This is a genomic window from Caldimonas sp., from assembly GCF_046289365.1.
Lineage (GTDB): Bacteria > Pseudomonadota > Gammaproteobacteria > Burkholderiales > Burkholderiaceae_C > Caldimonas.
In genome coordinates, this window is sequence record NZ_JBKBVU010000007.1 from 1 (window position 1) to 12,880 (window position 12,880).

Below are 12,880 nucleotides of genomic sequence, written 5' to 3' on the forward strand. Positions count from 1 at the left end.
GGGCCGTCACCAGCCCCCGGTCGATCATCTGCAACACCAGCGACTGCCAGCGGTCTGCGAGCGGCGTGGGGGCCACCGGGGTCGCCACGGGTGCAGCCGCCGGCGCAAACGCCTCGTCGCGCGCGGGCCGGGTCGGCCGCTGCTCTTGCGAAGGGTAAAGGCCGGCGGGCACATCCTCTTCCCACGGCGGCGTGCCTGCGCCCCCCGGCAGCGAGGCGGTGGCCGGTGCCGGGGACGGCGGGAGGGCGACCGGCTCTTGCGGCAGCGACGGGCGGGGGGGCCGGGCTGCGACGGCCGGCTTCGGTGCGACCGGTGCCGGTGCCGCGCGCGGCGCCACGCTCGTGCGTGCCAAGGCCGCCGCGCTGCGCTGCAAGGACGCCGACGCCGGCCGCGCCGCTCCCGGCGTGGCGGGGCGGAAGGCCAGCATGCGCAGCAGGGCCATCGTCAGGGCCCCGTATTCGTCGGCGGCCAAGCCCAGCTCATTGCGGCCCTGCAGCGCGATGCTGTAGAGCAGTTGCGTGTCCTCGGGCGGCAAGGCGGCAGCCAGGGCCTGCAAGGTGGCGTCGTCCGGGTCGTCGGTCGTGCTCGCCTGCGGCACCACCTGGCGGACCGCCAGCTCCTGCAGCACCGCAGCCATCTCCTCCAGGGCACCGGAGGGCGACAGGCCGTGCAGGCGCATCGCGTCGACGACGGCCAGCACCGCCGGCCCGTCACCGGCGGCCAGCGCCTCGATCAGGCGGTACACGTGGCCGCGATCGACCGCGCCCAGCATCTGCCGCACACTGGCCTCGGCGAGGGCCCCCGAGCCGTAGGCGATGGCCTGGTCGGTCAGCGACAGCGCATCACGCATCGAGCCGCGCGCAGCCCGTGCCAGCAGCCGCAATGCGCCCGGCTCGGCGTCGATGCCTTCGGCGGCGAACACCTGCTGCAGGTACTCCCGCACGGTCTGCGGCGCCATCGGCCGCAGGTTGAACTGCAGGCAGCGCGACAGCACCGTGGGGGGCACCTTCTGCGGGTCCGTCGTGGCCAGCACGAACTTCAGGTATTCCGGGGGCTCCTCCAGCGTCTTCAGCATCGCGTTGAAGGCGTGGTTGGACAGCATGTGCACTTCGTCGATCATGTAGACCTTGAAGCGCCCCACCACCGGCTTGTAGACGGCCTGATCGAGCAGTTGGGAAATTTCGTCCACGCCCCGGTTGGAGGCCGCATCGAGCTCGACGTAATCGACGAAGCGTCCGGCATCGATGTCCTTGCAGGCCTGGCACACGCCGCAAGGCGTGGCGGTGACGCCGCCCTGCCCGTCTGGGCCCATGCAGTTGAGCGACTTGGCCAGGATGCGCGAGACCGTGGTCTTGCCCACGCCGCGCGTGCCGGTGAAGAGGTAGGCATGGTGCAGGCGCTGCTGCATCAGCGCATTGGACAGGGCCTGCACCACATGGGCCTGACCCACCATCTGCTCGAAGGTTGGTGGTTGGTATTTTTGGGCAAGGATGGGGCAACTCAGGGGGTGGGTTCTAGGGGGCGGGTCCTCCCCTCACCTTTGGTTGTCGTCCTCCCGCCCGCGCTCGATGTCCACCGGCCGCAGCAGCAGCAGCCCGGCCACGAAGAACAACCCCGTGGAGACGATGGCCAGCCGGTGGTTGCCAGCCGTCCACCAGGTCACCAGACCATAGGTGATAGGCCCCACGATGGCGGCCAGCCGCACCGCAAAGGTCCACAAGCCGAAGAACTCGGCCAAGTGTTTCTGCGGCGCAAACAGGCCGGCCAGCGCACGCCCGGCCGACTGGCTGGAGCCCATGCACAAGCCGGCGATGACGGCCGCCGCCCAGAACAGCGTGGCCGACGTGGCCAGATAGGCCAGTACCACCATCGCGATCCAGCCCAGCAGCGTGAGGGCGAGCGAGCCCTTGTGTCCCAGGCGGTCCTGCAGGTAGCCGAAGCCGAAGGCGCCAAGAGCCGAAGCGATGTTGACGAGGAAGACCAGGGCCATGGTCTGCTGCTGCTGGAAGCCCAGCACCTGCTCGGCATAGACAGCCGCCAGCGCAATCACCACGGCGATGCCGGCCTGGTAGCTGGTGGTGCAGGCCAGCAGCCAGATGAAGTCGCGGTAGTGGCGCGCGCGCTGCCACGTTTGCCACAGTCGGTCGATCGAGGCGCGCAGCCCCCCTTCCCGCAAGGCTTGCGGCTGGGGCACGGCCCGCTCCTTCAGCAAAGTGAAGGTGACCAGCGAGGCCACGCCGTAGACCGCCGCGGTGATCACCATCGTGACCGGCACGAAGTGGGTGGCGGGCAGCCCCTGGGCCTGGGCCCACAGCACATAGGCCAGGCTCAGGCCCAGCGAAAGCATGCCGCCGAAGTAGCCGAAGCTCCAGCCCCAGCCCGAGACGCGGCCCAGCGCATGCTGGCGGGCCAGCTCAGGCAGGAACGACGCGATCAGCGATTCGCCATAGGCATAAAAGCTGTTGGACAGGATGATGGCCACCACGGCCAGCGCCACGTCGCCGCGACCCACCAGCGCCAGCGCCAGGGTGGTCAGCACGCAGCCGGCCGTCGTGAAGGCCAGCAGGCGCTTCTTGGCGGCACGCAGGTCGGCGTAGGCCCCGATCGTGGGCGCAGTGAGCATCACCAGCAGGCACGAGGCTGACAGCGAGGCCGTCCAGGCCAGGGTGGCCCATTGCGCTCCTTGGGCCACCACGCCCACGAAGTAGGCGTTGAACACGGCCGTCAGGACGACGGTGGTGTAGCCCGAGTTGGCAAAGTCGTACATCGCCCACCCGAACACCTCGCGCTTGCGCACCCCCTCGTTCAGGGCTTGCTGGGGAAACACGGCCGCCATGGGATCTCCTTGTGCACGGTGGCGGGCATGATGCCAGAGCCGGGGCCCCCGCGCGTGTGGCAGGGACCGCACGGGCCGTGTCGATGGTGCCCCGGGCCGGACTCGAACCGGCACGCCGCGTTTTCGGCGGCGGCGGATTTTAAGTCCGCTGCGTCTACCTGTTTCGCCACCGGGGCCCCGGGGGGCGAGTGTACGGGAGCGGCGCCGTCCGGCGTGCGTTCAGGCCCGGGGGCGCTGTGGCTGCGCGAAGAGCTTGCGCAGTTCGTCGCGCAGGCTGCGCATCAGCGACAGGTCGCGGTCGGACATTTTGAAGCCATCGGGCTGTGCGTGGTCGGCATAGAGCGCGGCCGCCGTGTGCCGGCCGTCGCTGATGGGCAGGAGCATGAAGGCCGGGGCGGCCACGTGGGTGCGGAACCAGGCCGGCAGCTTGGCGGCAAGGCCCGGCACGGTGGCATCGCGGATGAGCGCGTCGGCCCCCTTGGCACACAGGGTGCTGAAGGCATCGGCCGCGTCGTCGCGCGCGAAACGGAAATGAGCGTTCAGCGACGCATCGGCCTCCCCCCAGACCCTGCGGGCCAGGAACCAGCCGCTGGCGGGCTCGAGTTCCACCAGCACCACGCGGCGGCAGCCGAAGTGACGCAGCACTGCCTGGCCGACGATGTCCAGACAGGTGTCGCGCCCTTCGCGGCGAAGCAGCGCGGTGCGCAGGTCGAGGATGGCCTGCGACAGCGGATGGACCGGCGATGCGCCGGCGGCCGGGATGGGGCCCGTGCGGGCCGGCCCCCGCGCGGTGGCATGCACGCCCGACGGCCCCGTGGCGGGGCTGCGCCGCGCCGAGGCCACCGGCGGGACGGCGGTGCCGGCAGCCTCCCAGACCTGCTGAGTCTGAATGCCCAGCGCCGCTGCGTACTGGTCGAGCCAGTGCACCGTGTGGGCGGGGATCTCGCGGGCCGCATCGCGTGTGCGCGTGCCCGCGACGACATTGCCCACGCCGCCCAGCAGGCGGAACCAGTCGCCGCGCCGCTGCGGCGCGCGCACCGGCGTGCCTGGCGATGGCGCACGCATCACGCGCAGCAGCTCCTCAGGCAAGCCCCAGGTGCGCCCCACGGCCACACCAAGGTCCTCGAAGGACAGGCCCAGCACGGCGCAGGCGGCCTGCTCCTCGCTCTGGCCCTGGCTGCGCGCGAGCTGGCGCACCTGGGCGGCCTCGTCGGGCAGGTGGTGCTGCACCAGCACGCGACCAAGGTTCTGCATCAGCGCAGCGATGTAGCTTTCCTCTTCCTCGGCCTGCGTGGGGCACAGGCGGGCGGCGGTGCGCCCTGCCACCCGGCAGCGTGCGTACTCGTCGGCCAGGGCCTCGCGCTGGGCGCTGTCGCGCAGGTCTTCAAGCTGGGGCAAGGTGCCGGCCAGATCGCGCAAGGCCTCGAAACCCAGCAGCGCAATGCTGCGCGAGACGGTGGTGATGCTGCCGCCCCCCACGGAGCTGAAGTAGGCGGCATTGGTCATGCGCAGCAGCTTGTGCACGAGGGCGACATCGTCGAGCACGGCCCGCGCGATCTCGTCGAGGTTCACCTGTTCGGCGCCGGCCAGACGGCGCACGCGGCGCACCGCCTCGGCCTGCACCGGCAGGTCGCTGTGCTGGGCCAGGCTGGCCAGCAGCCGCTGCAAGGTGCGCTGCGCAAGGGTGTCGCCGCTGCCGTCCAACAAGGCGGGCGTGAGCCAGTCCTGCAAGGCCTGGCGCAGCGCCTGGGCACTGTCCGGGCGCCGCAGGGGGTCACGCGCCAGTGCGGCATGCACGATGGCGCGCAGGCCCGCTTCGCCGGGTTGATCCAGCGCCCATGGCGGCAAGCTCAGATCTTCCGTCTGCAGACGTTCCAGGGCGCGACGCGGCTGGGCATCGGCCACCGCAGGTCGGCCCACCAGCAGTTCATACAGCAGCAGGCCCACACCATGCACATCGCTGCGCGCGTCGGCCCGCAACCCGGCGGCCACCTCGGGCGCCAGGTACAGCCCTCGCGCCGTTCCCAACCGGCCAGGATCGACGACCCGACCGGCCGGCTCGAACGCGCCGAGCAAGGCGCGGCCGGTGATGTCCAGCCAAACGGCTGCGGGCCGCACCTGTCCGTGCACCAACCCGGCGTCATGGGCATGGGCCAGTGCATCGAGCACGCCGATGGCCACCAGCACGGCCTGACGCACCGGCATGGTCTCATGGTCGGCCAACCATTGCGACAACACCATGCCGGCCAGCGGTGCACACACCAGCACGGCCCGGTCGGCCTCGATGCGGGCTTCGACCGCCTGCACGATGTTGGGATGGCTCAGCGCGCATTGCGCCTGGGTGGCCTCGCGCCAGGTGGCGGGCGTCAGCCGCGGCAGGGGCGGCTGCTGCCAGACCTGCAGCAGCCAGTCGCGCTCGGCCGCGACGTCACGCGCCTGCCACCAGGCGCTGTCGACGTCGCTGGTCATCAGGCGGACCAACTGGTAGCGCCCCAGCGATGCAGTCTGGGCCTCGGTATCGACGGTGCTCACATCAGGTCCGGGCAATTAAGGACGCGCGACATGGCCCGATTTCACCACGGCCGGCCCCTCCTCTGACCGAGGAACTGCCGGGTGTTTGGCCTGCATCTTCCGCCCCGCCGTCCTCAGGGCGAAGCCTGCTTGAAGGCCATCACCGCCTGGTTGCGCAGGGTGCGCAGCAGCGAGAGCTCACGCTCGCCGACCGAGATCGCCCCGCTGTGGGCCTTGTCGGCGTAGATCAGCCCAAGCGGCGCCTGGCGCAGCATCAGCGGCAGCAGCAAGAAGGTGGGCGCATCGATGTGGCGGCGATACCACTCGGGCAGGCGCTCGGCCAGGCTGGGCGCTGTGGCATCGGAGATCAGCGTGTCGGCCCCCTTCTTGCACACCAGGGCGAACAGGTCGGTGGATGACGGCGCCAGATCGATGCGGAACTGGGCCGCGACCTGCGCGGCATCCCCACCCAGGCCGAAGCGGCCGATCATCGTGCCGCTGCGGGCATCGCGCAGACACAGAAGCACACGCTGGAAGCCCAGCGAGCGGTACATCGCCTCCAGAATCATGCGCAGCACCTCGTTGAGCCTGCAGTTCTCGACGAGGGCGTTGCTGACGTCCTGGATGCCGGCCGCCAGCACCTGGGCCGCCCGGTCGGGGAGCGGTTCGGGTCCGGCCTGGGGTTCTCCGGCATGCGTCAAAACCACCGTGTCAAGGTCGTGGGCGCCCAGGCCGTCGGCATGGCCGGGTGCGGCCGCTCCGGCGTGGGTGTTCAGCAACCGCTCGCTGCGGCTGCCCGGTGCGATCTGGATGTCCATCGCGGGCACCATCTCGGCCATGCGCTCCCGCGAGCGCTGCACGGCCCCCAGCACCTCACGGTCGGACAGGCCCAGCGCAGCCACATAACGGGCCGCCACGGTCTTGAGCGCGTCGACATGGTCCGCACGGGCCGTGTGGAGCACGGCATCGGCCAGATCGTTGGCCGCGCAGGCCAGCAGGCGCAGCCGCTCGCCGGGCGTGTCGGGCTTCTTCAGCGGCGCATCGGCCGCCAGCTTGCGCATGCTGCGCTGCAGCGTCTCGGGCAGTCCCCAGTGGCGCGCCACGCCGATGCCCAGCTCCTCGAAGCTCAGGCCCAGCACCTGCACGGCCGCCTGAGCCTCTCCCCGGCCCGCTCCATGGTCGGCCTGCACGAGGCGTCGGACCTGCTCGGCCTCCTCCGGGAAGTAGAACTGGGCCAGGGTGCGCCCGAGATTCTGGAACAGCGCCGCGATGAAGGCCTCCTCGGCCTCGCGGACGCTGACCGCCAGTTCGCGTGCCACGTTGCCGGCCATCAGCGAGCGCAGGAACTCCTCCTTCAGCGAGGCCGCATGGGCCTTGTCCTGCATGTGCTCCAGCACGACGAGCGACAGTGCCAGGTTGCGGATGCCCGCAAAGCCCACCAATGCGGCAGCCCGCGACACCGTGCTGATCGTGCCACCGCCGGCCGTGCGGAAGTGGGCCGAGTTGACGATGCGCAGCAGCTTGTTCGTCAACGCCACGTCCTTGAGGATCTCGTTGGCCAGGTGGTGGAGGCTCTCATGCTCCGAAGCCGCGATGCGCTGGATGCGCCCCACCGCGTCGGTCAGCGCCGGAAAGTCGCTCTTGTGGCGCATGCGGCGCATCAGGAACTCCAGCGTGGCGTGGCCGCCGACCTCGCCACCATCGTTCTTGGGGACCTGCCAGGCCTGCAAGGCCGCGGCCATCTCGCCTGCGCTGGCATAGCGCACCGCGGTATCACGGGCCGTGGCCCGGTGCACGATAGCCCGCAGGGTGTCGTCCACCGGGTGCGGCAGATGGGGCGGCAAGGCCACATCCTCATGCGTGAGCCGGTGCAAGGCCCGGTAGGGATCGGGCTCCTGCACCGCGGGGCGGCCTGCAAGCATCTCATAGAGCACCAGGCCGGCAGCGAACACGTCAGCCTGGGCCGTTGCGGGACGGCCCTGGGCCAGTTCAGGGGCCATGTAGCCGGGCGTGCCCACCAAAGCCTCCTGCACGGCACCGTGACGCTGGTTCACGGCGATGCCGAAGTCCATCACCCGCGCGCGGCCGTCGCGGTCCAGCAGGATGTTCGAGGGCTTGAGGTCGCGATGGATCACGCCGGCACGATGGGCATGCTCGAGACCGTCGAGGACCCCCAGCAACAGGCGCACCGCCTCGGCCGCCGGCACGGCGCCGTGCTCGCGCAGGCGCTGCGACAGCGTGGGGCCTTCGACCAGCTCGAACACGAGATAGGGATGCCGGTCGTGAACATCGGCCTCGAACAGCGGGACGATGTGAGGATGCGTCAGGCGCGCCACCGCGCGGGCCTCGTGCAGCCACTGGGTCAGGGTCTCGCCATCGCTGGCCTGCGCCCGATGCAGCTTCAGGGCGACTTCGCGATCCAGTCGCGGGTCGAAGGCCCGCCAGACGGCGCTTTGCCCTCCCTGACCGAGAAGCTGGCGCAGTTCATAGCGGCCCAGGGTGCGGGCTGGCGGGCGGACGGAGGCTGGAGAGAGCATGCCGGCGCGAAGGAGACGGACGATGCCCGATTGGACACCCGGATGGCCTGGCGCAAACCGGTAACAAGCCCCGTCAGGGCGGGCTTATTTCGCAGCGGGCGTGACTTCCACGAACCGGCCGTCGCCCGTGATGAAGGCCGCACGCACCGGCCGCTGCGGGTCGCCCGCCTCGACGGCGCGGCGGTAGCGTTCCAGCTGCGCCACCAGCTCCGGGTCGGCCTCGGGGCGGGACTCGGTCTTGTAGTCCAACACCCACCATTGCTCCCCTTCAGCACCCCTGCGCAGCACCAGCCGGTCGATGCGGCCGGAGCGCCCGTCGGCCACGACCGGCACCTCGTTGCCGGCCCAGGCCAGCGGCTCGCCACCCAGCAGGGCGTGGATGCGCGCATCGCTCAGCATGCGCCGCACCACGTCCACAGCCGCCTGCGCCGTGGCTTCGTCGGCTCCGAGTTCTTCTGCTGCGGCCCACGCGAGGCCCTCCACTCGGCTCAGTGACGGCCCTTCCGGGCCAGCCAGCCATTCCAGACAGCGGTGCACCACCTCGCCCAGCCGCGCTCCGGCCGACCGCGGCGCGTGGGCGGTCTCGGTCGCAAGGGGGGCCTGGCGTTGCAGGCTCGGCAATCGCCAGACCCGGACCTCGGCAGAGACAGCCTGCTGTGAGACAACGGTTTGCGGCGATGTCGGCGTCCAGGGCTCACAGACCGCCGCCAGCCGCGACCACCAGCTCGGCCCCTCCTGTCCCAGATGGGGCGCACTGGCACTGACCACGAGCCGCTCGCGTGCGCGCGTCATCGCCACGTACAGGCCATTCATCTCCTCGCGCGCACGCGCGGCGCGCTCCAGGGCCATCGCCTCCTCCAGGCTGGGCGCCGGCTGCCGCTCGTCGGCAACGAAGGCAAAGCAGCGCGGCCGTGCCTCGCCGGCCGGCCAGTCCACCAGCACGGTGGCACTGTCGTGGCGGTCGGCGCTGCTGCGCCGTTCCGGGTCGGTGTCGATCACGAAGACCACGCGGGCCTCCAGTCCCTTGGCACCGTGGATGGTGAGCAGTTGCACCGCCTCGGGCGTGCTGCTCAGGGACAGACCGGGCGAACGCCTGCGCAGCGCCTGCACGAATTGGTGCGGTGTCGCATAGCGGCCGCCGTCGAGTTCGAGCGAGCACGACAGCAGGGCCTCCAGGTGCGCTTTCACCGACTCGCGCAGCTCCGGCGGCACCCGCTGCGCATAACGGGCCGGCACGTCGCCTTCGGCGTAGATGCGGTCGAGCAGGTCGTGCGGCGGCAGATGGCGGGCCGCCTCGGCCCATCCGGGCAGGAGCGCGCGAGCCCGGCGCAGAGCCTGGCCGGCAGGTTCGCCCGACGCGGCCGCACCGGTCAGCGCCGCCCACCAGCCCCCGGCCTCCCGGGCGCGCTGTGCCAACCACACGAGCTCGTCATCGCCGGCGTCGAACAGCGGGGAACGCAGCGCCTGGGCCAGCGACAGAGCATGTCCAGGTGACACCAGGGCATCCAGCAGGGCCACGAGGTCACGCACCTCCAGTGCGTCCATCAGGGCATGGTCCTCGGGGCTGGCACAGGCGATGTGCCGCTCGCGCAGGGCCTGGGCGACCCAGCCCAGCGGCGCACGCCTGCGCGCCAGCACCTGAATGTCGCCCGGTGCCACCCCCTCCACCCGCACCAAGTGCTCGATGGCCTGGGCCACGGCACGGGCCTCCTGGGCCCGCCAGGGCTCCTGCCCCTCGTGGCGCGGCTGCGTCAGGCTGTCACGCCACGCCGGTGCGGCCTGGGCCCGGGCCTCACGTTCAGGCCGCTCGATGCGCGGCAGCGCGCACACCCGCGCCGCCGGAGCATCGTCGCCATGCTCGGTGGTGTGAGGCCGGAAGCCCTCGTAGGCCCCCTCGGCCTGAGCCGTGCCGAACACCGCGTTCAGGGCGTCGATCACGGCCGGCGCGTTGCGTCGGGTGTGGTCGCATTCCAGCACCGAGCCGCCCAGGCCCTGCACCACCAGGGCCTTGGCCGCCTCGAACACCCTGGGCTCGGCCCGGCGGAAGCGGTAGATGCTCTGCTTGGGATCGCCGACGATGAACACCCCCAAAGGCCGCTGCCCGCTCGCCCCGCCGCCCGCCCCGGCATAGGACGACAGCCATTGCGACAAGGCCTGCCACTGCAGCGGGTTGGTGTCCTGGAATTCATCGATCAGGACCTGGCTCACCCGTGCATCCAGCCGTTCCTGCATCCAGGCGGCCAGCGCCCCATCGCCCAGCAGTGCCAGCGCGCAACGCTCCAGGTCGGCCATGTCGGCCAGGCCCCGTTGCCGCTTGACCGATTCGTAGGCCTGCAGCAGCACCCTGCCCAGGCGCACCAGGCGCTGGTGCTCACGGTGGGCGGTTTCCTGGGCCACGCCTTGCTGGATCTCGTCCAGCCAGGCCACGGCCTCGTCCAGACCGGGGGCTTCGAGATGCTTGCGCAGCGTACCCGACTGGGTGAACAGGGCCGCACGGACGGCCGCAAGCGCCGCCTCGTCGTCGGGCAGCGCCAGCGCCTCCTCCAGCGCCTGGGCCGCCTTGCGCGGTGTGGCGTTTTTTTGCGCCCCCAGGGCCCGGGCCACCGCCTGCAGCGCACCACGCACCGCGGGATGGCGCAGACGCTGGGCCGGATGCGCCAGCCCCGCAAACGCAGCCCGCCACTGCGCGGCCGCCGGCACGCTGGCGGCCAGGGTGCCGGCGGCATCGGCCAATTCAAACTCCACGCGCTTGTCGATCAAGCCCAGCAGCCATTCGCGCACGCGGCTGCGGGAATGCTCCCGCATCAACGCGGCCAGGTCCTCGCGCAAGCCCGGATCGCGATGCACCCGGCCCAGCCATTCGCGCCAAGTCGGCCCGGACAACTCGGCGCTGTCCTCCAGCAACTGGGCTTGCGGCACCAGGCCCAGCCGGTCGATCACCTGCAGCGGCGCGGACCGCAGGAGCTGGGCGAACCAGGCATGGAAGGTGCGCACCTCCACCTGTTCGCCCGCATCCAGCAAGCGCTCGTACAGGTCAGCCAGCACCGGGGCCTGCCGGCGGGCCTCGGGCTCGCTCAGGCCCCGCTCCACCAGGGCCTGCACCCGCGTCTCCTGGCTCGCCAGCGCCAGGTCCGCCAGCCACTCCATCAGGCGCGCGCGCATCTCCCCGGCGGCCTTCTTCGTGAAGGTGATGGCCAGGATCTCGCGCGCGGGCACCCCGTCGAGCAAGGCCCGCAGGATGCGCGACACCAGCATCCAGGTCTTGCCCGCGCCGGCACAGGCCTCCACGACCACGCTACGCCTCGGATCGCAGGCCTGGGCGTAAAACGCCTCGCGGCTGACCAGGTGCCCGTCGATGCGGTACGCCGCCACACAGGCGTGCCCCGATGCCGCCTTCATGCCAGCCCCTCCTGCCTCACTGCGGTCCAGTGCTCTTTGCGGCACAGGCCCGCCGCTGCGCAGTGCGTGCACGCCGGCCCCTCCCCCAAGGGCGGCAGCGGCGCGCCGGCCGCCAGCCGGGCAAGGTCTTCGGCCAGCCCCGCCCGCAAGGCGGCTGCGCTGTCGGCCACCTGCGGATGCTCGATCCACCTCACCGGCACCTCCAGCGCCAGGTAGCCGGCCTCCAGGCCCTCGGCCCCCGCGGCCGTCTCGGCAGCGCCTTCCCACAAGGCCGCATAGAACGCCAGTTGTGTGTCTTCCAGCGGCTGACGCACGCGCGTGCGAAGGCTTTCCGCCGAGGAGATCTTGTAGTCGATCAGCCGGGCCCGGGGTGGTCGCTCCCCCTGCGACAGTCGGTCCACCCGGTCCAGCACCCCGCGCAGGTCCGCCGGCCCGCCCCCGGGCGCCGAGACGGCCCACTCCCCACGCTCGAAGCGCCAGCCCTGGGCCTCCTGGGCATGCAGCCATTCCACATAAGCCGGCGCCAACCGCTCGAACTGCAGCCACTCGGCCAGGAAGGCCGCCTCGTCCAGCCCCTGCGCCTGCCGCTGCGCCCGCCCAATCGCCAGCAGACGCTCGACATCGGCCTGCGGGTCATCACTTGGCACCGCCCGCGTGGTGTGAAAGGCGTGCAGCACCGCATGCAGCCAGTTGCCTTGGTCGCGCCGGTCGGGCTCGTCATCGAGCACCTCCACCTCCTCCAGGCCCAGCATGCGCAGGGCAAAGAACCGATAGGGGCAGGCCCGCAGGGCCTCATAGGCCGTGGCGCTCACCTGCGACGGCAACAAGGCCGGCGCCGAGGGCTGCGTAGGCCCCACCGGGCAGGCGGGCAGGGTCTGCGGGACCAGCACCTGCGGCGCCGCCGGCCAATCGCCTCCGGCACGGCGCAGCGCCAGGCGCAGGGGCTCCAGCAGCGGCGACACCTGCAGCGGCTCGCCCTGGTGGCTGCGCCGCCACGACAGGCTCAACCGCGGGTGCGTGAGCACATGGCGCAGTGCCAGCCGCTCGCGCTGCCAGGCCTGCTCGCGGGTGGGCAGCGCCAGGTCACGCCGCTCGGCTTCGCTCAGGCAGCCCCCGACGGCCGCCGGGGCGCCCAGGTGGGTGTGGTCGCAACCGGGCAGGACCACCGCGGCAAAGGGCCGCAGCAGGCAACGCGACAGCGGGGCGATCACCACCTCGGCCGGCTCGGCCGGCGCCGGTCGGAACGACACGGCCTCCAGCACCTCGTCCACCCAGGCCAGGTGATCGGCCCGCTCCCATTCGAGCTGCCGCGCCTGCCGGCCGTACGGGCCTGCCGTGGCAACCCCCTCCTGCAGGCGCAAAGCCCGCAACAACTGGGCCCCGGCCGGATCGAGCTGCAGGCGCTCCCAGGCCCCGCACCGCTGCAGCCCCTGCGCAAGCGCCTGCTGCCATTGCGCCAGGCTCGCCCGCGTCAGGCGCTTCAGCGGCCCGCAGGCCTAGGGCCAAACCCGCCACAACAACCCGGCCGAAGAGGGGAAGTGCTCCCCCCTCCCCCCCCCCCCCCCGACCCACTGCTTCCCACGCAACGACACCCCCC

The 12,880-nt window shown here is 71.7% G+C and carries 6 protein-coding genes and 1 tRNA gene; all 7 read right to left on the reverse strand.

From position 1 onward, the window contains the following. A partial coding sequence (dnaX, locus tag ACK42S_RS01475) for a DNA polymerase III subunit gamma/tau (protein WP_409702565.1) occupies positions 1 to 1,504 on the reverse strand: 1,504 nt, incomplete at its 3' end. Positions 1,505 to 1,534: 30 nt separating this feature from the next. Further along, positions 1,535 to 2,836: an MFS transporter gene (locus ACK42S_RS01480; protein ID WP_409702519.1), complete on the reverse strand. Its 1,302-nt coding sequence runs from the start codon at positions 2,834 to 2,836 to the stop codon at positions 1,535 to 1,537. Positions 2,837 to 2,920: 84 nt separating this feature from the next. Next, positions 2,921 to 3,012, reverse strand: a tRNA-Leu gene (locus ACK42S_RS01485). Between the two features lie 43 nt (positions 3,013 to 3,055). Next, the gene (locus tag ACK42S_RS01490) at positions 3,056 to 5,368 is read right to left on the reverse strand and encodes a serine/threonine-protein kinase (protein ID WP_409702521.1); all 2,313 of its coding nucleotides are present in this window, start codon (positions 5,366 to 5,368) and stop codon (positions 3,056 to 3,058) included. Positions 5,369 to 5,481: 113 nt separating this feature from the next. Continuing rightward, positions 5,482 to 7,884 (reverse strand): protein kinase domain-containing protein, encoded by a 2,403-nt coding sequence (locus ACK42S_RS01495; RefSeq protein ID WP_409702523.1) that lies wholly within the window; start codon positions 7,882 to 7,884, stop codon positions 5,482 to 5,484. Positions 7,885 to 7,968: 84 nt separating this feature from the next. Next, positions 7,969 to 11,283 carry a UvrD-helicase domain-containing protein gene (locus ACK42S_RS01500; RefSeq protein WP_409702525.1) on the reverse strand — a complete coding sequence of 1,105 codons (3,315 nt, stop codon included), beginning with the start codon at positions 11,281 to 11,283 and terminating at the stop codon, positions 7,969 to 7,971. Continuing rightward, on the reverse strand, positions 11,280 to 12,644 hold the full coding sequence (locus ACK42S_RS01505; protein ID WP_409702527.1) for a RecB family exonuclease: 1,365 nt from the start codon (positions 12,642 to 12,644) through the stop codon (positions 11,280 to 11,282). Before ACK42S_RS01505 ends, ACK42S_RS01500 begins: the two co-directional genes overlap by 4 nt. Between the last annotated feature and the right edge of the window lie 236 nt (positions 12,645 to 12,880).